Genomic DNA, 20,137 nt, shown 5'->3' with positions numbered 1-20,137 from the left:
GGAGGCCCGTGGCGGTGCCGCCACGGGCCTCCCGTCCGCCCCGTCGCGGCGCGACGTCCGTAGGGTGGTTGCCATGGCAACCCCGTTCGACGTCCCGAGCACCCTCCCCTACGCCCTGCCGCCCTTCGGCGACGTGCGACTCGAGCACTACCGACCGGCGTTCGAAGCCGGCATGGCCGAGCAGCGCGCCGAGGTCGAGGCCATCGCCACCGACCCCCACGCCCCGACGGTCGAGAACACCCTGATCGCACTCGAGCGGTCGGGGCAGCTGCTGGCCCGCGTCAGCCACGTGTTCTTCACGCTGTCGTCGGCCGACTCGACCCCGGAGCTGCACGACCTCGAGGCCGAGATCTCACCGCTCCTCGCCGCCCACCGCGACGCGATCACGCTCGACGCACGCCTGTACGCACGGGTGCAGGAGGTGCTCGACGGTGCCGTGGCCGCCGGACTGACCGGTGAGGCGCTCCGCCTGGTCGAGCGGACCCACGCCGAGATGACCCTGGCGGGCGCCGGGCTCGACGACGCGGGCAAGGAGCGTCTGACCACGATCAACCAGGAACTCTCGACCCTCACGACGACCTTCGAGCGGAACCTGCTCGAGGACACCAACGAGTCCGCCGTGCACGTGACGAGCGAGGACGAGCTCGAGGGGCTCGACGACGGCGCGAAGTCCGCCGCTGCCGGAGCCGCCGCCGACCGTGGCCTGGACGGCTGGCTCATCACGCTGCCGCTGTACACCGGACACCCGTGGCTGTCGTCGCTGGCGAACCGTGCCCTGCGCGAGCGGATCATGCGGGCCTCACTCGCCCGCGGTCGTCGGGGCAACCAGTACGACAACCGCGACGTGCTGCTCCGGATCGTCCGGCTCCGTGCCGAACGCGCCGAGCTGCTCGGGTTCCCGAACCACGCCGCCGTCGTCACCGCCGACGAGACCGCCAAGACCCCCGAAGCCGTCGACGGCCTGCTGTCCTCGCTCGTCGGTGCCGCCGCCCGGAACGCCGACGACGAACGGGCCGTCCGTTCCCGCACGGTCGGCTTCGACGTCGAGTCGTGGGACTGGGCGTACGCGACCGAGATCCTGCGCGGGGAGCAGTTCGCCGCGGACAGCACCGCACTCCGCCCGTACTTCGAGGCGGACCGGGTCCTGCACGACGGGGTCTTCCACGCCGCCGGCGCCCTGTACGGCCTGACCTTCACGGAGCGCCCGGACCTGCACGGCTACAACGACGAGGTCCGGGTCTTCGAGGTCACCGGCGACGACGACGAGCCCGTCGGCCTGTACCTGCTCGACCTGTACACACGCGACGGCAAGCGCGGCGGCGCGTGGATGAACCCGGTCGTCGAGCAGTCCGAGCTCCTCGGCACCCTGCCCGTCGTGGTGAACAACCTCAACGTCGCGAAGCCCGCTGCCGGCTCCCCCACGCTGCTCATCCAGGACGAGGTGCAGACGCTCTTCCACGAGTTCGGGCACGCCCTGCACGGCCTCATCGCCCGCACCACCTACCCGCGGTTCTCCGGCACCAACGTCGAGCGGGACTTCGTCGAGTTCCCGAGCCAGGTGAACGAGATGTGGGTGTCGTGGCCGTCGGTGCTGGCGAACTACGCGAAGCACCACGAGACCGGGGCTCCCCTGCCGCCCGAGCTGGTCCTGGGGCTCAGCGAGTCCGAGGGGTTCAACGAGGGGTTCGGCACGACCGAGTACCTGGCCGCCGCGCTGCTCGACCAGGCGTGGCACCGACTGTCGGCTGCCGAGGCGGCCGCGGTGACGGACGTCGAGGCGTTCGAGCGGGACGCCTTGGCAGCCGCCGGCATCGCCGTCGAGGCCGTGCCACCGCGGTACTCCTCGACGTACTTCGCCCACACGTTCTCGGGTGGGTACGACGCCGGCTACTACGGGTACATCTGGTCCGAGGTGCTCGACGCCGACACGGTGGAGTGGTTCCGCGACAACGGCGGGTTGGACCGTGCGGCCGGTCGACGCTTCGCGGAACGGCTGCTCGGGGTCGGCGGCGCGAAGGACCCGCTCGAGGCCTACCGGGACTTCCGCGGCCGCGACGCCGAGGTCGGCCCGCTGCTGCGGCGCCGCGGGCTCGAGTAGGGCGCTGCGGGACCGAGCGCTTCCGGGCGTACCGCGACGAATCGGGCGTACCCGGTCGGAACTCCCGACCAGGTACGCCCGATCTCGCTTTCCATCGCAGCCGTCATGGGAAGAACCAGACGTCGATCCGGGGGCCGCGCGACCGGCAGACCACGACGAAGCCCCGCACCGATCCGGTGCGGGGCTTCGTTGCGAACGGAGCGCTACGCCGACTTCTCGACGCGCTTGGCCCGGGGCCGCGGCACGATCGTCGGGGCGGCGTTCTCGAGCACGGACTCGCGGGTGATGACCACGCGGGCGACGTCGTCGTCGGACGGGACGTCGAACATCACCGGGCCGAGGACCTCTTCGAGGATCGCGCGGAGCCCGCGGGCACCCGTCTGGCGCAGCACCGCGAGGTCCGCGATGGCCTCGAGCGCGCCCTGGTCGAACTCGAGCTCGACGCCGTCGATCTGGAACATCCGCTGGTACTGCTTGACCAGCGCGTTCTTCGGCTCGGTCAGGATCTGCATGAGCGCCGCCTGGTCGAGCTGCGACACCGTGGTGACGACGGGAAGACGACCGATGAACTCGGGGATCAGGCCGAACTTGTGCAGGTCTTCCGGCAGGACCTCGGAGTACAGGTCCTGGTGGTCGGTCGCACTGTGCAGGGGCGCCCCGAAGCCGATCCCGCGCTTGCCGACGCGCGAGGACACGATGTCCTCGAGCCCGGCGAAGGCACCGGCCACGATGAACAGCACGTTCGTCGTGTCGATCTGGATGAACTCCTGGTGCGGGTGCTTGCGACCGCCCTGCGGCGGGACCGAGGCGACCGTCCCCTCGAGGATCTTGAGCAGCGCCTGCTGCACGCCTTCGCCGGAGACGTCGCGGGTGATCGACGGGTTCTCGGCCTTGCGGGCGATCTTGTCGACCTCGTCGATGTAGATGATGCCGGTCTCGGCACGCTTCACGTCGTAGTCGGCGGCCTGGATCAGCTTGAGGAGGATGTTCTCGACGTCTTCACCGACGTAGCCGGCCTCGGTCAGGGCGGTGGCGTCGGCGACGGCGAACGGCACGTTGAGGCGCTTGGCCAGGGTCTGCGCCAGGTACGTCTTGCCACAGCCGGTCGGGCCGATGAGCAGGATGTTCGACTTGGCGATCTCGATGTCGTCGCGGTCTTCGGCGGCGGTGATCTGCCCCTGCGCGCGGATGCGCTTGTAGTGGTTGTAGACGGCCACGGCGAGGGCGCGCTTCGCCGGGTCCTGCCCGATGACGTACTCCTGCAGGAAGTCGAAGATCTCCCGCGGCTTGGGCAGTTCGAAGTCCCCGCTCGAGGTGTCCTCGCCGGCTTCGGCCAGACGTTCCTCGATGATCTCGTTGCAGAGCTCGACGCACTCGTCGCAGATGTAGACGCCCGGTCCGGCGATGAGCTGCTGGACCTGCTTCTGGCTCTTGCCGCAGAACGAGCACTTGAGGAGATCGCCGCTCTCTCCGATGCGTGCCATTCCCGTGCCTCCCTGATTGGACATGCCGGCCGCGCTGTCGCACCACCGCTGGTGCACCGCTGCTGGTGGGCACCTCGTCGTGGACACGAGCCTAACCGCAACCGGTGACACCGACCGCGATGCCCCTCCGCAATCGCGCAGCGCGTTCGCCCAGGGCGTGCGAGCCTGCTACGGTGATCCGGACTTCTCTACAACTTGTAGAACAGCACGTGCAGAACCACCCCGGAAGGAACCCCATGCAGAAGCGTCTCGCCGCCGGCGGCGCCGTCACCCTCGGCGTCGCAGCCGTCATCGTCCTCGGCAGTGCCACGGCGGCCAGCGCGCACGTGTCCGCGACGGCCACGTCGACCGCCGCGAACTCGTACACCACGGCGACCTTCTCGGTCCCGCACGGCTGCGACGGCTCCCCCACCACGAAGATCGAGTTCCAGGTGCCGGAGTCCGTCATCGAGGTCACGCCCACCGTGAACCCGAACTGGAAGATCACGAAGGCGACCGAGCCCTACACCGACCCGTCGGCCTCGGCTTCGGCCTCCGACGAGGACCACGCCGAGACGGCCGCCGAGCGCGTCACGAGCGTCACGTACACCGCGAAGACCCCGCTGCCCGCCGACGAGCGCGACACCTTCGCGCTCTCGTTCTCGCTGCCGGACGGCAAGGCCGGCGACCTGGTCGAGTTCCCCGCGATCCAGACCTGTGAGAAGGGCAGCGTCGAGTGGAACCAGGAGCAGCAGGCCGGCGAAGCCGAACCCGAGCACCCGGCGCCCTCGATCACCCTGACCGCCGCCGAGCCGACGGACGACGACGGCGACCCGATCGCCGCGACCCCGACGACCGAGGCTGCCAGCACGACCGCCTCGAGCGACCCCGACCTGATCGGTCGCTTCCTCGGCCTCGGCGGCCTGGTGCTCGGCGCCGTCGCCCTGGTCGTCGCCGTCGCCGGCACGCGTCGTCGGAGCTCCACCAAGTGACGCAGCGCGGCCCGCGTCGGTCCCGCCAGCGGTCCTCTGCCCGGAGGCTCGTGGCCGGGACCGCCGCGGCCGTCGCGATCGCCGGTGGTGCGGTCCTCGGGCTCGCCGGTCCCGCCAGCGCGCACAACTACCTGATCTCGTCCGACCCGGAGGTCCGCGGCACGCTCACCGAGCTGCCCGAGGACTTCGACATCACGACGAACGACAAGCTGCTCGACATCGGCGGATCGGGGTCGGGCTTCGCGTTCCGCATCGTCGGGCCCGACGGCCGGTACTACGAGGACGGCTGCGTCGACGTCGAGGGGCCGTCGATGACCACGGCCGCCGCACTCGGCGACTCCGGCAGGTACACCGTCGAGTGGCAGATCGTCTCCGCCGACGGCCACACCGTGTCCGACGAGTACCCCTTCACGTGGAAGGCACCGTCGGGCTTCACCCCGGCATCGGGCGCGGCGAAACCCCCGACCTGCGCCACCGCGGGTGACGACGACGGCGGATCGGACACCACGACCGGTACGGCCTCGGGGTCGAGCGACTCGGCGGCGTCCGACGCGATCTGGATCGGCGCCGGTGGCATCGTGCTCGTCGGCGTGGTCGTCGCGGTGTTGCTGCTCCTGCGCCGCAAGCCGGCCCCGGAGTCCGACGACACCGACGACTAGCCACAACGCAACGACGAAGGCCCCGCACCGTTCGGTGCGGGGCCTTCGTCGTTCCTGCTGGAGCTACTTGACGAGCGCCGGCAGGTTCTTGCGGCTGGTGAGGACCTGGTCGATCAGGCCGTACTCCACGGCTTCCTGCGCGGACATGATCTTGTCGCGCTCGATGTCGTGGTTGATCTCCGCCGGCGTCTTGTTGGAGTGCTTCGACAGCGTCTCCTCGAGCCAGGTGCGCATGCGGAGGATCTCCGCCGCCTGGATCTCGATGTCGGACGCCTGACCGCCACCCTGCTGGGTCGCGGGCTGGTGGATCAGCACACGGGCGTTCGGCAGCGCGAGGCGCTTGCCGGGGGTGCCACCGGCGAGCAGCACCGACGCAGCCGAGGCAGCCTGGCCGAGGCAGACCGTCTGGATCTGCGGACGGATGTACTGCATCGTGTCGTAGATCGCCGTCATCGCGGTGAACGAGCCACCGGGCGAGTTGATGTACATCACGATGTCGCGGTCGGGGTCCATCGACTCGAGCACGAGCAGCTGGGCCATGACGTCGTCAGCCGACGCGTCGTCGACCTGCACGCCGAGGAACACGATGCGGTCCTCGAAGAGCTTGGCGTACGGGTCCTGGCGCTTGTAGCCGTAGGCCGTGCGCTCTTCGAAGCTCGGCAGGATGTACCGATTGGACGGAGCCGGGACGTTCTGCGCGCCACCGAGCATGGGGAGATGCATTCTCGTTTCCTTTTCTTCGGTGGTGATCAGGACTGGGCGTCGGGCTCGGCTGCGCTGGTGGGCGTCTCGCCGTCGCCGACGGTGCCACCACCGCCGATGACCTCGGCGCTCGAGGCGCGGAGGTGGTCGACGAAGCCGTACTCGAGCGCTTCCTGGGCCGTGAACCAGTTGTCGCGGTCGTTGTCCTTGAGGATCTGCTCGACCGACTTGCCGGTCTGCTCGGCCGTGAGCTCCGCCATGCGCTGCTTCATGTCGAGGATGACCTTGGCCTGCGTCTGGATGTCGGCAGCGGTGCCGCCGAAGCCGCCGGACGGCTGGTGGAGCAGCACGCGCGCGTTCGGCGTGATGTAGCGCTTGCCGGGCGTGCCGGAGGACAGCAGGAACTGTCCCATCGACGCGGCGAGGCCGATGCCCACGGTGACGATGTCGTTCGGGACGAACTGCATCGTGTCGTAGATCGCCATGCCGGCGGTGATCGAACCACCGGGCGAGTTGATGTAGAGGTAGATGTCCTTCTCAGGGTCCTCGGCGGCGAGCAGCAGCAGCTTGGCTGCGATCTCGTTCGAGTTGTCGTCGCGGACCTCGGAGCCGAGCCACACGATCCGGTCTCTCAGAAGGCGGTCAAAAACACTGGGGTTCAGTGTTGCTTCGGCCATGGAAAAGCTCCCGTTCAGTTGTCGCTTGTTGTCGAACTTATCGGGTGCAACGCACCAGTTCTCGTCTGTTCGCCGACAGCAATGCGGTGGTGCGGAAATACGGACGGGAGGCGCGGTGCCAGCTGGCACCGCGCCTCCCGTCTGTCGTACTGGTGGCGTCGAGATCGTTACTCGGCGTCCCCTGCCGGCTCCTGCGCGACGCCCGCCGTGAAGGCGGACAGGTCGACGGCGTCGCCGTTGGTGTCCTTGACGGTCACCTTGGACAGGACGGTCGCGACCGCCTTCGAGCGGGCGACCTCGCCGACCATGCCGGGGATCTGGCCGTTCTGGTCGATGACCTTGATGAACTCGGCCGGCTCCATGCCGTACTGCGCGGCGGCCTGGATGAGGTACTGGGTCAGTTCCTCCTGCGAGACCTGGATCTCTTCCTTCTCGGCGATCGCGTCGAGGAGGATCTGCGAGCGGAAGGCGGTCTCGCTGGACTCGGAGACCTCCTTGCGGTGCTCCTCGTCCTCGAGGCGGTTCTCCTGCTCGAGGTGACGGTGCACCTCGTCGGCGATGAGCTGCTCCGAGATCGGGATGTTGACGTCCTCGGTGAGCTTCTCGACGAGCTTGTCGCGAGCCGCGGCGCCCTGACCGAAGGTCTTGGACTTCGCGATCTGCTCCTTCAGGTCCGCCTTGAGCTCGTCGATGGTGTCGAACTGGCTGGCGATCTGGGCGAACTCGTCGTCGGCCTCGGGGAGCTCGCGCTCCTTGACGGCGGTGACGGTGACGGCGATCTGGGCGGTCTCGCCCTCGCGGTCGCCACCGACGAGCTTCGACTCGAAGTTCGTCGACTCGCCGGCGGTCAGGGACTCGAGCGCCTCGTCGATGCCCTCGAGCAGGTCGCCGGAGCCGATCTCGTAGGAGACGCCGGTGGCCGAGTCGACCTCGTCGTCGCCGATGCTGGCGGTGAGGTCGATCTGCGCGAAGTCGCCGGTCTTCGCCGGACGGTCCACCGTCACGAGCGTGCCGAAGCGGGTGCGCAGGTTCTGCAGCTCCTCTTCGATCTCGTCGTCCGACACCTCGACGGCGTCGACGGTGAGCTCGTACGAGGAGTAGTCCGGCAGGTCGAACTCGGGGCGGACGTCGACCTCGAAGGTGAGGACGAGGTCGCCGGTGAAGTCCGCGACGTTCGGCAGCTCGGCGACGTCGGCCTCGGCACGGCCGAGGATGCGCAGCTCCTGCTCTTCGACCGCCTGGCGGTAGAAGTTGTCGATGGCGTCACCGACGGCGTGGTTCAGGACCTCGCCGCGGCCGACACGCTGGTCGACGATCGCGGGCGGGACCTTGCCCTTGCGGAAGCCGGGGATGTTGATCTGCTCGGCGATGTGCTTGTAGGCGTGGTCGATGCTCGGCTTGAGATCGTCCGGCGTCACGTTCACGGTGAGCTTGACGCGGGTGTCGCTCACCTTGTCGACGGTGCTGGTGGCCAAGGGATGTTCTCCTGTTGGTTGACGTTCGTGTGGTCGGTGGTGCTCGGAGGACCTGGTCGGGGCGACAGGATTTGAACCTGCGACCTCCCGCTCCCAAAGCGGGCGCTCTACCAAGCTGAGCTACGCCCCGTTGGTTCGTGCCAGGGATCAGCCGCACACACCGAGGGGCGCATGCGACCCCGGTGAGTCTAGCGGTCCGACGGCGCACTGTTCCCGGGGGTTGCCCAGTCGTCCTCCGCGGCGCGTCGGAGACCCCGCCGCCACCGGATCCCGACGACCACCTGGACCCCCAGGGCGGCCACCGCGAGCAGCAGCCCGACGACGATCCGCCAGACGTGCAGCAGTGCGTGCGCGGGCTGCGACTGCGGGTCGCCGAACAGGTCGGGGCGCAGGGACAGGACCGCGGCGGCGAGGAGCACCAGCACGTACGAGACCACCCGCGACCAGCGGATCGTGCGTTCGGCGCCGGCGTCCGGCTTCGGGATGACGCGCGTCGGCATGTCGGTGCTCGTTCGTCCGCTACGATGGTCGGGCTGCGCCTGGTGCGCAGGCGCGGGGATGTAGCTCAATGGTAGAGCCCCAGTCTTCCAAACTGGCTACGCGGGTTCGATTCCCGTCATCCCCTCTCTTCGTCCCTTCCTGCCGTCGCCGCACGGTGCGGTGTTGTTCGGCCCGTGCGCGGTGGGTCGTTCTGTGTGATGTCGTTCCGGCACACCGAGCGATCAACTCCGCACGGTGTGGACACGTGCGCACCGTGCATCTCGCCACCATCCAGAACCCGCCAGACCACAAGCCAGCGCGCGCCACGTACCCGTCGTCGGGTACCGATCATCACGCGGGTGGGCATCGTGGGAACAGCATCGTACGGCCGCGGCGTCGAGCGCGCCGGGCCGGGGTTCGTTCTCGGTGGATGACGGTTCCGGTTCACGATCCCCGAGGTCAGCGAACCGGAACCGTCACGGGCGAGGACGAACTGGGGCCTCCCCCGGACCAGCGGGACCCGGACGGCGGACGCGCCCCGCGCCTCCAGGCCGGAGCCGGGGAGCACGGGGCGCGAGCCGCCGTCAGGACGGACGCGTCAGCGGTACGACGCGGCCTGTCCGTACAGCACCTTGGTGAAGGAGGAGACGTACGCGGACTCGTCGCCTCCCGGCAGGTTGTACGTCATGAAGACGCCGTACCCGTCGGCCTTCGTGCGCTGTGCGAGCGACACCGCGGTGGCCTGCGGGGTGTTCTGGATGTCGACCGCGGCGGCGGACAGCTTCGACTTCGGCAGGCCCGGGATCGTCGGCGCCGTGTAGGTGCCGTAGTACGGGTTCCAGGCGTAGTCGAGCTGCTTGCCGATCGACGGGCTCGCGGTCGTCAGGGCGTCGGACGACGGGCCGATGTCGTAGAACGAGATGATCTTGCCCGGCATGTCCGCACGCAGGGCACTGATGAGCCAGCCGATGGACTGCTGGTTCGGCTGCGGGGTGCCGTTCACGCCGTAGTCCGAGTACTCGTCGTCCAGGTCGACGCCGTCGAGTCCGTACTTCTTCACCGTCGCCGAGACCTGCGCCGCGAAGTCCCGTGCCGCGGCCTTCGTCGGGAAGTTCGCCAGGCCGGCGCCCTGGTGGTTGCCGAGCACCGAGAGCGTGACCTTGATGCCCTTGGCCTGCAGCGGTCGGATCTGCGTGGCGGCCTGGTCGAGGGTCCGCTGCACGTTCTCGTTGTTGTACAGCACCGCCTTGCCGTCCTCGTAGTTGATGTTCGCGGCGAAGATGATCGCCACGTCGAACGCGTTCGCGCCGTTCTCCAGCGTGTACCGGCCGACGTTGGCGAGCTCGTCGTTGTTCACCTCGACGTAGGCGATGCTCGTCGGCCCCGACTTGGTGGGCGCAGCGTGGTGCCCGTGACCGTGACCGTGGCCGCCGCCGTGGGACGCACCGTGGCCGTGCCCGTGGCTCGATCCGGACGAGGAGGGCGCCGCGGACGCTGCGGCGGGCACCAGTGGCGCCGCGAGCATGGCGACCAGTGCGGTCGCGATGCTGAACTTGGTGGACTGCTTCATGACACTCCTCAGCGAGTGACGAACCGGTCGGCGGTCGCCGACCGGGGGCCGCCGCCGGGACACCCGAAGTCCCGGCGGCGGAGTCTCAGACGCGCGTGCGCGGGAACCGGAAGGTGCGGACCTCGTAGGCGTCGACGGCGAACGAGGAAGCGTCGACCGCCGCGCCCGAGGCCAGCGGCTCTTCGAGCAGCGTCACCTCGGCAGCCGGCCCGAACGCAGCCCCGTCGGCCACGGACACCGCGATGCCCCCGGTCCCCCGCTGCCCGGACGGCTCGTAGACGCGCACGACCAGGTCACCGGACCGGTCGTCGGCGAGCTTGACGCTCGACAGCACGACGTCGCCGGAGACCTGCACCAGCGGGTCGAAGCCGTGCGCCCCGGTGATCGTCCGCGCGCCCGCGTTCATCCGCACGCCGGCCGACGTGGCGCCGAGCTGGTCGGTGCCGATGACGATGCCGTAGCGGTGCGTCTGCACGCCCTGGTCGGTCTCGGGGTCCGGGAACCGGGGTGCTCGCAGCAGCGACAGCCGCACGGTCGTGGTGACGTGCCCGTCGACGGCGTCGCGCGTGGTGTCGAAGCCGTGGATCGAGTCGTTCACGAGCGCGACACCGAAGCCCGGCTCGGACACCAGCACGTAGCGGTGCATCGAGGTCTCGAACTTCGCGGCCTCCCACGAGGTGTTCGTGTGCGTCACCCGCTTCTGCGCGCCGAACTGCGTCTCGGCGACGGTGTGCTCGGCGCGGACGTCGAGCGGGAACGCCACCTTGAGGAACTTCTCGGTCTCGTGCCAGTCGGTCACCTGGTCGAACTCCAGGGTGCGCGACCCCGGCGCCAGGACGATCTCCTGCGTCACCGTCGAGTCGCCGAACGCCCGGGACACGACGACCCGTGCGACCCCGGACTCGTCGACCGACGCGGTCAGCCCGGTGGTCGCCACGAGGTCCTCGACGCGGTTGCGGTAGTACCGGTCGACGTCCCACGCGTCCCACATGTTCGGGAAGTCCTGGTGCAGCTGCAGCAGGTTCGCCGCCTGGCCGGCCGCGATCGCCTCGCGTCCGCTCGCCAGGTCGACGGCACTCGTCACGAGCCCCTGCGCGTCGACGACGACTCGCACCAGCTCGTTCGCCAGCACGTACCCGCCGTCCTGCTCGGTCAGGGACACGGCGGTCGCCGCCGCCACGTCGGTCGCCACGACGGCACCCTGCGCGGGTGCACCGGCCTGGAGGAACGGGGCCGGGTTCACGACGACGGCCGCGTCCCCGGTGCCGGCGAGCGCCGAGAGCGCCCGGTCGATGATCGCGGTCAGCGCCGCGGCCGTCTCGGCGTAGCGCTCGACCGCTTCGCGGTGCACCCATGCGATCGAGGTGCCCGGCAGGATGTCGTGGAACTGCTGGAGCAGGACCTGCTGCCACAGGGCGTCGAGTTCGTCGTACGGGTGGGTGAAGTCGGTGCGGGCGGCGGCGGTCGCGGCCCAGAGCTCGGCCTCGATGAGCAGCTGCTCGCACCGGCGGTTGCCCTGCTTCGTGCCGTGCTGGCTGGTCAGTGTGGCGCGGTGCAGCTCGAGGTACAGCTCCCCCACCCACACGGGCGGGTCGGTCAGCTCGGACTTCGCCCGGTCGAAGAACGTGTCGGGGTGCTCCCAGCGGACCTTCGCGCTGCCCTCGAGGTCGGCCAACCGTGCTGCGGTGCCGGTCATCTCGCGGGTGGTGCCACCGCCGCCGTCGCCCCAGCCCACCGGGGCGATCGAGCCGGTGGCGAGCCGGTTCTCACGGAACTGGCGGGAGGCCTTGGCGACCTCGCTGCCGGACAACCGCGAGTTGTAGGTGTCCATCGACGGGAAGTGCGAGAACACCCGCGACCCGTCGATGCCCTCCCACAGGAACGTGTGGTGCGGGAACTTGTTCACCTGGTTCCACGAGATCTTCTGCGTGAAGAACCACTCGAAGCCCGCGCGGCGCATGAGCTGCGGCAGCGCCGGCGAGTACCCGAAGCTGTCCGGCAGCCAGACGCCCCTGGGCCGGATGCCGAACTCGCGCTCGAAGAACCGCTGGCCCTGCGAGAACTGCCGGACGATGCTCTCGCCGGTCGGCATCACGGTGTCGGACTCGACCCACATGCCGCCGATCGGCAGGAACCGGCCGGCCTCGACCGCAGCCTTGACGCGGGCGTAGACCTCGGGGCGGTGCTCCTTGATCCACGCGTACTGCTGCGCGCTCGACATGCCGTACAGGAAGTCGTCGGTCTGGTCGATGAGCTCGGTCATGGTCGACGTGGTGCGGGCGACCTTGCGGATGGTCTCGCGCACGGGCCAGAGCCAGGCGGAGTCGATGTGGGCGTGCCCGACGGCCGAGATCGTGTGCGCCGAGGCCTCGGCGGGAGCGGCGAGCACGTCGGCGAGCGCCGCGCGGGCGTCGGACGCGGTCTCCGGGATGTGCTGCAGGTCGAGCGCGTCGAGGGCGTCGTCGAGGGCCTGCAGGATCCGCATGCGTCGGGGTCCGGCGGGCAGCTCGGCCTGCAGTTCGAGCAGGACGTCGATGTCGAGGGCGAGTTCGTGCACCTCGGACTCGAAGACGGCGAGCTCGATCCGGCGGGTGGCGTAGAGGCGCTTCGAGGACGAGGTCTGCACGTCGCCCTCCTGCGTCGGCAGGAAGGGGTGGTAGTCGAGCAGGACGGGGTTCGACGCGGCCTCGACGAACAGTTCGACGGTCTCGCCGCCCTCGGCACGTTCGGTGACCAGGACCCACTGGTTGCGCGGGTTGATCGACTTCACGGGGGTGCCGTCGGCCAGGTACACGAGCCCCTCGCACTGGAACCCGGGCATGTTCTTGTCGAAGCCGAGGTCGATCACGGCCTCCACCCGGCGCCCGGCCCACTCGGTCGGCACGGTCCCGGTCAGCCGGAACCACGTCGTGCCCCAGGCCGCGCCCCACGGGGTGCCGACCTCGTAGGGCTCGAACGTGAGCGCGGGTCCCTCGGCGGGGGCGATCGGCTCACCGGGGAGCTCGTGCCAGGCAACGTTGAGCGGCGTCGCCGTGGCGTGCACCGCGGGGGTGATCCGCTCGTCGAGCACTCGTCGGGCGCGTCCGGTGGTGAGGGGGATGTCGTCGTGCATGGGGCCTTCCGGGGTCAGGGCGTGGTCGCGGGGTGGGCGACGCGGACGGTGGTGGTGTCGAGGTCGGACGGCACGTCGACGCAGCGGTCGATGCCACGGTCGGCCAGCAGTGCCGTGTCGGACAGTCGGGAGCGCAGGACGACCTGGGGGCCGCGGCCGTCCGGCGCGGCCTCGGCCAGCGCGAGCCAGGCGGCGGCGAACCGCCCGCCGGGGGCGCAGTCGGCGCGGGTGCCGCGGCGGTCGGTGCCGTCGGTCAGCACGTCGTCGAGGATGAGTGCGGTGGCCGGCGGCGCTGCGGGGGCGTCGCGGGTGTGCTCGGCACGGGCGAGGGCGGCGAACGCCTCGCCAGCGGGCTTCAGGCGTCCGTCGTTCGTGAACAGCCCGAGGTCGTACTCGAGCTCGGGGAAGTCGGCGAGGGACCGCGCGACGTCGTGGGAGCACCACCACGTCACCCCGAGCACGTGCTGCGCGTCGAGGACGTGCCGGATGGTCTGCTCGGTGAACGCGGCGGCGTCGGCGGGGTCGACGACGTTGGTGGGGGCGCCGACCTCCTGCAGCCAGTTCGGCCGGGCGGCGTCGCGGTTCCAGGCCGCGGCGAGCTGGAGCAGGTACTCCCCGTGCCGCACCGACCCGGGCCCGAGGGCGCCGTGCAGGGCCGCCGAGCCGTTGAACACCCACGAGTGCGTGACCGTGGCGTCGCCGTGGTCCGCCGCGTGCTCGGGGCCGAAGGGCTGGGCGTCGTCGTACCAGGCCGCGTCGTACTGCGCGACGGTGACCAGCGGCCCGGGGCCCGACCCGGTGGCGGACGCGGCCGACGAGGCGGAGGCGAGCCGCGCCTCCAGGCCAGATGCCAGCCCCGCTCGCGCCGCCGCGACCATCGCCGCCGCCCACGCGTGCCCCTGCTCCGCCGTGACGGCGTGCGGGGCGGGGTGCGGCGCGTGCGCGAACTGGTTGACCTCGTTGCCGATGGTGATGCCGAGCAGGTTCGGCTTGTCGGCGACCGCTCCGGCGAGCGCCCGGACGTACGCGGCGGTCGAGGCGACCACGTCCGGGTCGGTGAACATGTTGCGGCGGTGCCAGCTGTCCAGCCACGACGGCACGAAGTCGAAGCTCGACAGGTGTCCCTGCAGGGCGTCCACGTTGACGTCGAGCCCGAACGAGCCGGCGAGGTCGACGACCGTCGCGACGTCGTCGAGGGCCTGCTGCCGGATGAGGGTCCGGTTGGGCTGGACGACCGGCCAGAGCGGGAAGATCCGCACGTGGTCGGCGCCGAGCGACGCGATGGCCTCGAGGTCCCTGGCGGTGTCCGACGGCGAGAAGTCCAGCCACGAGTGGAACCAGCCGACCGCGGGCGTGTAGTTGACCCCGAACCGCATCAGCCCTTCACACCGCCCTCTTCGACGCCCTTGAAGAAGAAGCGCTGCAGGACGGCGAAGATCACGGCGATCGGGATGAACGCGATCATGGTGCCGGCCGCGATCATCCGCTGGTCGGTGGCGAACGTGCCCTGCAGGTACTGCAACCCGACGGTCAGGGTGAGGTTCTCGGGCGACTGCAGCACGATGAGCGGCCACAGGAAGTCGTCCCACGCCCCGATGAACGAGAAGATCGCGATGACGGCGATCGTCCCCTGCACGGCGGGCAGCGAGATGTAGCGCAGCCGCTGCAGGGCGTTCGCACCGTCCATCACCGCGGCCTGGTCGATCTCCTCGGGGATCTGCCGGAACGCGTTGAACATCAGCAGGACGTTGAGCGCCGCGATCATGCCGGGCAGGGCGACGCCGACCAGGTTGTCGGCGAGGCCGAGGTCCTTCACGGTGACGAACTGCGAGATGATCGTCGCTTCGCCGGGCAGCACCAGGGTGCCGAGGAACAGGCCGAGCACGAGCTTCCGGTGCCGCCACTGCAGACGGGCGAGGGCGAAGCCGGCCAGGGTCGCGAACACGATGTTGCCGAGCACGTCGATCGCGGCGACGAGCAGCGAGTTGCCGATGTACCGCCACACCGGGATCGCGGCTGCGACCTTCAGGTAGTTCTCGATGGTCGGTTCGGACGGGATGAACGACGGGTTCGCCGTGTAGATGTCCTCACCGGCGCCCTTGAGCGACGTGGACAGCTGCCACAGGAACGGGCCGATCGTGATGAAGAGCACCACGATGAGCAGGACGTAGCGGACGACCTTCTCGCGGGTGGACATGACGCCCCAGACCGCGCGGCGCCGCTTGCGTCCGTCGCGTCCGCCCCGTCCGTTCCGCCTGGAGGCCCGTCCAGCGCCCGTCGCGCCGGTCACGTCCGGCGTCGGGCTGGCGGCGCCCTGCGCGCCGCCGATGACGGGTTCGGTCGTGCTGGTCGTGTTCGTCACTTGTCCGCCTTGCTGTTCATCCGGGCGAGGGCGAGCATCGGCACGAGGGTCACGACGAAGAGCAGGAGGCTCAGTGCGGACGCGTAGCCGAGGTTGCCGGTGAAGCCGCGGGCGTACTGCTGGATGAGCATGACGAGCGAGTTGTCCTGCCCGCCGGGTCCGCCGGTGCCGTTGGTGAGGATGTAGAGCTCGCTGAACACCCGGAGCGCAGAGACGCACACCAGGATCCCGACGAGCGTCATGGTGCCGCGGACCCCGGGCATCGTGACCGACCAGAAGCGTCGGACCGCGCCGGCGCCGTCGAGGGCGGCGGCTTCGTGCAGGTCCTTGCCGACGTTCCCGAGGGCGGCCAGGAAGATGATCATGTAGTAGCCGAGCCCCTTCCACACCGTCAGGCTGATGGCGCTGAGGAGCAGCAGCCACCGGTCGGTCAGGAACGGGACGCTGCCCTGCACGACGCCGAGGGCCTGCGCCATCTCGTTGATGACACCGCGGTCGTCGAGGATCCACGTCCAGATGAGCCCGACGACCACCGCGGACGCGATGACCGGCGTGTAGAACGCGGTGCGGAAGAACGCGATCCCGGGCAGCTTCTGCTGCACGAGCACCGCGATGAGGAGCGGGAGGACCGTCAGCAGCGGCAGGCACACCGCCATGTAGATGACGCTGTTGAGCAGCGCCTCCCACACCTGCGGGTCGGCGAGCAGGGTCTCGAAGTTCTTGACCCCCACCCACTGGCTGACGCCGCCGAGCGGGCTGGCGTTCGTGAACGACAGCCGCACCGTGTTGATCGATGGCCACAGGCTGAACGCGACGAGCCAGATCAGTGCCGGCAGGACGAGCAACCAGGGTGTGTACCAGCGGTTGGCGCGCATGGCGATCCTCCCTCTTCCTTCGTCGGGGCCGGATCAGCCGTTGGCCAGCAGGCTGTTCATCTTGGTCTGGGCGGTCTCGAGCGCCTGCTTCGGTGCCACCTGCCCCTTCATCGCGAGCGCGATCTGCTGGTCGAGGAAGTCCGTCATCGCGGAGTTCGCCTCGACCGGGTTGATGACCTTCGCCGACTTCAGGGCCTCGTTCGCCAGGACCCGGGCCTCGCCGTTCACGGTGCCGTCGTCCTTCGAGAAGTACGGGTCGGACTGCGACGACGTGGTGGACGGGAAGATGTTCACCTTGTGGGCGAACGCCTCCTGGTTCTCCGCGTTCGTCATGAACTTCGCGAAGGCCTCGGCGGTGGCGAGGTGCTTCGACTTGCTCGAGACCGACAGGCCCTGCACGTAGAGCGGCGGGGTGTCGAGTGCGGGGCTGACGGTGACCTTGCCCTTGAGCGACGGGTTGTTCTTCTCGAAGTCGGCGAGCGAGGTGGCACCACCGGTGGTCCAGGCGACCTTGGCCTGCGTGAACAGGGTGGAGTTGCCGAGGTAGTCGCTGTTCAGCACGTTGGAGGGCATGTAGCCGTCCTGGTACGCGTCCTTGTAGCGGTCGATCAGGTCGGCGGCCTTCGACGAGTCGGCGAAGGTGAACTTCGTGCCGTCGGCGTTGAGCACCTTGACGCCGGCGAGCGTGAAGTCGCCGAGGCCGGGCTTCCGGCTCATCAGGTAGTCGGTCGGGCAGTTGTCGTGCATGGTCTTCGCCTGCGTGAACAGCTCGTCGGTGGTCTTCGGCGGGTTCTCCGCGTCGAGGCCGCACTTGGCGAACATCGTCGAGTTCCAGTAGTTCACGTCGGTGTTGAGGTACCAGGGGTACCCGAACGTGCCGTCCACTCCCTTGTACTCGTACGAGTCCACCGCGCCGGCGACGTACGTGCTGGCGAGCTTCGAGTCGTCCTTCGCGACGTCCTGCAGGAACCCGCGCTTCGCGAGCGGCAGGGCGATGTCCGGCGGCAGGTTGATCACGTCGGGCAGGCTGTTCGACGAGGCCTGGCTGAGCACCTTGTCGGCGTACCCGTCGCCCGGCTGGTCCTGCAGCTTGACCTTGGCGTCCGGGTGGGCTTCCTCGAAGTCCTTGATGACCCCGTTGAGGTACCCCGTGTAGGTGGGCGTGAGTGCCCAGGTCTGCAGGGTGATGGTGCCGCTGATCTCGCCGCCGCCGTTGTCGGCCGCGTTCCCGCCGCTCGAGCAGCCGGTCAGGACGAGCGCCGTGGCGGCGGCCGTCGCGAGCAGCGCGGTGGCGCGGCCCCTCGTCATGCGTGTGGTGGTCCTCATGGCGTCTGACTCCCTCGTCATAACTGAACCGGTTCAGCAGCAGTCACCGAACCCGTGTGTGGCAGCCACTGTGGATGACTAAAGCGCTATAGTCAACCCCGTGGCCACCAAGCGTCGAACGACGATCGCCGACATCGCCGCGCGGGCCGGCGTGTCCATCAGCGCGGTGTCGTTCGCGTTGAACGACCGCCCCGGCGTCTCCGACGAGACCCGTCGCCGCGTGCGCGAGATCGCCCGCGAGCTCGACTGGCAACCGCACACCGCGGCCCGGGCGCTCGGCGGCGCGAAGGCCGGTTCCATCGGGTTCGTGCTGAACCGCCCGGCCCGGACCCTGGGCACGGAGTCGTTCTTCGGCGACCTGATCTCCGGTATCCAACTCGGCCTCGCCGGCACCCACGTCGGCATGAACCTGCTCGTCGCGCGCGACGCCGAGGAGGAACTCGAGACCTACCGGGACTGGTGGCGGGGCCACCGTGTCGACGGCGTGATCGTGATCGACCCCCGTCGCGACGATGCCCGGCTCGCCCTGCTCGCCGACCTCGGCATGCCCACCGTCGTCGTCGGCTCGCACCCTTCCCCCGACGGCGCCGCCCCCACGGTCTGGATCGATGACTCGGACGCCACCGACACCGTCCTGCGGTACCTGCACGCGCTCGGGCACCGGCGCATCGCCCACGTCGCCGGGCGGCCGGAGTTCGAGCACACCGCGATGCGCATGGACCGGCTGCGCGCCTTCGCCGCCGACGAAGGGCTCGACGACACGGTGTCCGTACCGACCGACTACTCCGCCGAGGCCGGCGCGAGCGCCACCCGGACCCTGCTGTCCCGGAGCATCCGGCCGACCGCGATCGTCTACGACAACGACGTGCTCGCCGTCGCCGGGCTGGGCGTGGCGAGCGAGATGGGCGTCGCGGTGCCCGGGGACGTCTCGATCGTGTCCTTCGACGACTCGGCGATGATCCGGCTCGTCCGCCCCGCGATCACCTCGCTCACCCGCGACACCGTCGAGCTCGGACAGCGTGCGGCGACCCTGCTGCGCGCGCAGATCGACGCGAGCACCCCGCTCCCCTCACGCCCGGGTCCCTCGCTCACCCTGAGCGTCCGCGAGTCCACCGGCCGCGCCCCCGCCTGACCCGCACCGGACGTCGGCGCCGACGACTCGCTCCCGCCGCCGCCGCGCCCCCACCTGACCCGCTCCCGCTGCCGCCGCGCCCGCCGCCGCTCCCGAAGCGCGGCGCGGCTGCCTGCACCTGGCGCGCACGCACCGCACTGCGCCGACGCGGGACGACGTGGTCTTCTCCGCGCCGTGACGGTTCTGGTTCACGAAACCCGAGGATCGCGAACCAGAACCGTCATCGACGCGGAGCGGAACCTCCTTCTCCCACGGGCAACGGTCACCGGCGGTTCGTCGGGGGCCGGACCCGGTCGAGGGCCCGCCGCATGGACGACGTCGTGCTGAAGCCGAAGCGGGTCGCGACGTCGGACGGGCGGTCGCCCCGCGTGAGTGCGCTCCGGACGGCGAGACTGCGGTACCAGCGGCCGAGCTGCGCGGGCGAGTATCCCGTCGCTGCGGCGCACCGGCGCTCGAGGGTGCGCTCCGACATCCGGACACCGACGAGGAGGGCCTGCGGAGACGACGGACCGGCCGGATCGAACAGGCGGTCGAGGATCCGCGCGAGACCGTTGTCGCCGAGCATCGGGGGTGGGTTGTCGCGGAGCACCGTCGTGACGACGAGCCGGGCGAGGGCCTGCTGCTGCGCGCCGTGCCACCTGCCGCCGTCGAGGTGCCCGACGTGGCGCAGCGCGAGGCCGACGTCGGGCGAGGGAGCGCCGGGCGGGCCGGTCGTCGCGACGGGTGGGAGTGCGAGGACCTCGTCGGCGAGCGGGCCGAGCGTTGCGGCTCCGACGAGGACACCGGTCAGCGCGAAGAGTGCCTCGTGCGGGAACGCGGACGTCTCCGCGACGCGGGGCGGGCCGGAGCGCTCCGGGCCCGTGCTGATCGTGATCGTCGCATGCCCTTCGACGAGGGCGGCGGTGCCGACGTCGACGATCGCGATGTCGTCTCCGCGCCGGATCCAGACGGAGCGGGACCGCGTCGCCACCCAGACGTGCGTGCCCGTCGGTTCGACGTCGAGCGTCCATGCCTCGTCGTCGGAGCGGACCTCGGTGCCCGGCCCGACCTGGAGCCCGACGGCGTCGATCAGTGCTCGGAGCGAATCACCCATCCGACGAGCGTGATCCACGGGCAGGACGCGCGGGCGTGGAGCGGGCGACCTGTGGAAGAGGGGGGATAACCCCACCCGGGGTGGGGAGAGGGCAGGATGGGGGAACGGCTCCGCGATCGCG

The 20,137-nt window shown here is 70.1% G+C and carries 16 protein-coding genes and 2 tRNA genes; 5 read left to right on the top strand and 13 right to left on the bottom strand.

The features are described 5' to 3' along the window. Positions 1 to 73 precede the first annotated feature (73 nt). The gene (locus ACL00U_RS05070) at positions 74 to 2,098 is read left to right on the top strand and encodes a M3 family metallopeptidase (RefSeq protein ID WP_412873896.1); all 2,025 of its coding nucleotides are present in this window, start codon (positions 74 to 76) and stop codon (positions 2,096 to 2,098) included. A gap of 203 nt (positions 2,099 to 2,301) precedes the next feature. On the opposite strand, the gene clpX is transcribed toward ACL00U_RS05070, so the two are convergent. Then, the gene (clpX, locus tag ACL00U_RS05065; RefSeq protein ID WP_017886000.1) at positions 2,302 to 3,582 is read right to left on the bottom strand and encodes an ATP-dependent Clp protease ATP-binding subunit ClpX; all 1,281 of its coding nucleotides are present in this window, start codon (positions 3,580 to 3,582) and stop codon (positions 2,302 to 2,304) included. A 236-nt stretch (positions 3,583 to 3,818) separates the two neighbouring features. On the opposite strand from clpX, the gene ACL00U_RS05060 reads away from it, so the two are divergent. Both ACL00U_RS05060 and ACL00U_RS05055 read left to right on the top strand, forming a co-directional pair. After that, positions 3,819 to 4,553, top strand: a complete 735-nt coding sequence (locus ACL00U_RS05060) for a YcnI family protein (RefSeq protein ID WP_259496418.1) — start codon at positions 3,819 to 3,821, stop codon at positions 4,551 to 4,553. Positions 4,554 to 4,603: 50 nt separating this feature from the next. Next, a complete protein-coding gene (locus ACL00U_RS05055) occupies positions 4,604 to 5,212 on the top strand; it encodes a copper resistance protein CopC (RefSeq protein WP_412873895.1) in 609 nt (202 codons plus the stop codon). Positions 5,213 to 5,275: 63 nt separating this feature from the next. Here ACL00U_RS05055 and ACL00U_RS05050 read toward each other — a convergent pair whose 3' ends face one another. From ACL00U_RS05050 to ACL00U_RS05030, 5 genes are all read right to left on the bottom strand, one after another. Further along, on the bottom strand, positions 5,276 to 5,935 hold the full coding sequence (locus ACL00U_RS05050; protein ID WP_031259232.1) for an ATP-dependent Clp protease proteolytic subunit: 660 nt from the start codon (positions 5,933 to 5,935) through the stop codon (positions 5,276 to 5,278). Positions 5,936 to 5,961: 26 nt separating this feature from the next. Beyond that, entirely contained in the window at positions 5,962 to 6,591 is a 630-nt protein-coding gene (locus ACL00U_RS05045; RefSeq protein ID WP_035807635.1) for an ATP-dependent Clp protease proteolytic subunit, read from the bottom strand. Positions 6,592 to 6,758: 167 nt separating this feature from the next. Next, positions 6,759 to 8,066, bottom strand: a complete 1,308-nt coding sequence (gene tig, locus ACL00U_RS05040) for a trigger factor (RefSeq protein ID WP_017886005.1) — start codon at positions 8,064 to 8,066, stop codon at positions 6,759 to 6,761. Between the two features lie 53 nt (positions 8,067 to 8,119). Continuing rightward, positions 8,120 to 8,196 (bottom strand) — tRNA-Pro (locus ACL00U_RS05035). A gap of 58 nt (positions 8,197 to 8,254) precedes the next feature. Further along, positions 8,255 to 8,566 (bottom strand): hypothetical protein, encoded by a 312-nt coding sequence (locus ACL00U_RS05030; RefSeq protein ID WP_056071390.1) that lies wholly within the window; start codon positions 8,564 to 8,566, stop codon positions 8,255 to 8,257. A 54-nt stretch (positions 8,567 to 8,620) separates the two neighbouring features. Here ACL00U_RS05030 and ACL00U_RS05025 point away from each other — a divergent pair. Next, positions 8,621 to 8,691, top strand: a tRNA-Gly gene (locus ACL00U_RS05025). Between the two features lie 453 nt (positions 8,692 to 9,144). Here ACL00U_RS05025 and ACL00U_RS05020 read toward each other — a convergent pair. The 6 genes from ACL00U_RS05020 to ACL00U_RS04995 all read right to left on the bottom strand — a co-directional run bounded on the left by ACL00U_RS05020 (position 9,145) and on the right by ACL00U_RS04995 (position 17,773). Next, entirely contained in the window at positions 9,145 to 10,116 is a 972-nt protein-coding gene (locus tag ACL00U_RS05020; protein ID WP_159557691.1) for an endo-beta-N-acetylglucosaminidase H, read from the bottom strand. A gap of 85 nt (positions 10,117 to 10,201) precedes the next feature. After that, positions 10,202 to 13,228 (bottom strand): alpha-mannosidase, encoded by a 3,027-nt coding sequence (locus ACL00U_RS05015; protein ID WP_412873894.1) that lies wholly within the window; start codon positions 13,226 to 13,228, stop codon positions 10,202 to 10,204. 14 nt (positions 13,229 to 13,242) lie between these two features. After that, entirely contained in the window at positions 13,243 to 14,604 is a 1,362-nt protein-coding gene (locus ACL00U_RS05010; RefSeq protein ID WP_412873893.1) for a glycoside hydrolase 5 family protein, read from the bottom strand. Beyond that, on the bottom strand, positions 14,604 to 15,590 hold the full coding sequence (locus ACL00U_RS05005) for a carbohydrate ABC transporter permease (protein WP_201300456.1): 987 nt from the start codon (positions 15,588 to 15,590) through the stop codon (positions 14,604 to 14,606). The genes ACL00U_RS05010 and ACL00U_RS05005 overlap by 1 nt, the downstream gene beginning before the upstream one ends. Then, positions 15,587 to 16,465 (bottom strand): carbohydrate ABC transporter permease, encoded by an 879-nt coding sequence (locus tag ACL00U_RS05000; protein ID WP_017886011.1) that lies wholly within the window; start codon positions 16,463 to 16,465, stop codon positions 15,587 to 15,589. The genes ACL00U_RS05005 and ACL00U_RS05000 overlap by 4 nt, the downstream gene beginning before the upstream one ends. A 33-nt stretch (positions 16,466 to 16,498) precedes the next feature. Further along, on the bottom strand, positions 16,499 to 17,773 hold the full coding sequence (locus ACL00U_RS04995) for an ABC transporter substrate-binding protein (protein ID WP_214533260.1): 1,275 nt from the start codon (positions 17,771 to 17,773) through the stop codon (positions 16,499 to 16,501). A 118-nt stretch (positions 17,774 to 17,891) separates the two neighbouring features. On the opposite strand from ACL00U_RS04995, the gene ACL00U_RS04990 reads away from it, so the two are divergent. After that, on the top strand, positions 17,892 to 18,923 hold the full coding sequence (locus tag ACL00U_RS04990; RefSeq protein ID WP_194632750.1) for a LacI family DNA-binding transcriptional regulator: 1,032 nt from the start codon (positions 17,892 to 17,894) through the stop codon (positions 18,921 to 18,923). Positions 18,924 to 19,185: 262 nt separating this feature from the next. Here the strand turns inward: ACL00U_RS04990 and ACL00U_RS04985 are convergent, their stop codons facing one another. Next, positions 19,186 to 20,016, bottom strand: coding sequence for a helix-turn-helix domain-containing protein (locus ACL00U_RS04985; protein WP_412873892.1), 831 nt, complete (start codon positions 20,014 to 20,016; stop codon positions 19,186 to 19,188). Between the last annotated feature and the right edge of the window lie 121 nt (positions 20,017 to 20,137).

This window comes from Curtobacterium poinsettiae (assembly GCF_047226435.1).
Taxonomy (GTDB): Bacteria; Actinomycetota; Actinomycetes; order Actinomycetales; family Microbacteriaceae; genus Curtobacterium; species Curtobacterium poinsettiae.
Note: the sequence above shows the minus strand (reverse complement) of the source record. Positions and strands in the feature narration are given on the sequence as shown.

Coding starts and splice junctions, on each gene's coding strand:
- clpX (WP_017886000.1), bottom strand. CDS start 3,582: ATGGCACGCATCGGAGAGAGCGGCGATCTCCTCAAGTGCTCGTTCTGC.
- ACL00U_RS05050 (WP_031259232.1), bottom strand. CDS start 5,935: ATGCATCTCCCCATGCTCGGTGGCGCGCAGAACGTCCCGGCTCCGTCC.
- ACL00U_RS05045 (WP_035807635.1), bottom strand. CDS start 6,591: ATGGCCGAAGCAACACTGAACCCCAGTGTTTTTGACCGCCTTCTGAGA.
- ACL00U_RS05010 (WP_412873893.1), bottom strand. CDS start 14,604: ATGCGGTTCGGGGTCAACTACACGCCCGCGGTCGGCTGGTTCCACTCG.
- ACL00U_RS05000 (WP_017886011.1), bottom strand. CDS start 16,465: ATGCGCGCCAACCGCTGGTACACACCCTGGTTGCTCGTCCTGCCGGCA.
- ACL00U_RS05030 (WP_056071390.1), bottom strand. CDS start 8,566: ATGCCGACGCGCGTCATCCCGAAGCCGGACGCCGGCGCCGAACGCACG.
- ACL00U_RS04985 (WP_412873892.1), bottom strand. CDS start 20,016: ATGGGTGATTCGCTCCGAGCACTGATCGACGCCGTCGGGCTCCAGGTC.
- ACL00U_RS05070 (WP_412873896.1), top strand. CDS start 74: ATGGCAACCCCGTTCGACGTCCCGAGCACCCTCCCCTACGCCCTGCCG.
- ACL00U_RS04995 (WP_214533260.1), bottom strand. CDS start 17,773: ATGACGAGGGGCCGCGCCACCGCGCTGCTCGCGACGGCCGCCGCCACG.
- ACL00U_RS05015 (WP_412873894.1), bottom strand. CDS start 13,228: ATGCACGACGACATCCCCCTCACCACCGGACGCGCCCGACGAGTGCTC.
- ACL00U_RS05020 (WP_159557691.1), bottom strand. CDS start 10,116: ATGAAGCAGTCCACCAAGTTCAGCATCGCGACCGCACTGGTCGCCATG.
- ACL00U_RS05060 (WP_259496418.1), top strand. CDS start 3,819: ATGCAGAAGCGTCTCGCCGCCGGCGGCGCCGTCACCCTCGGCGTCGCA.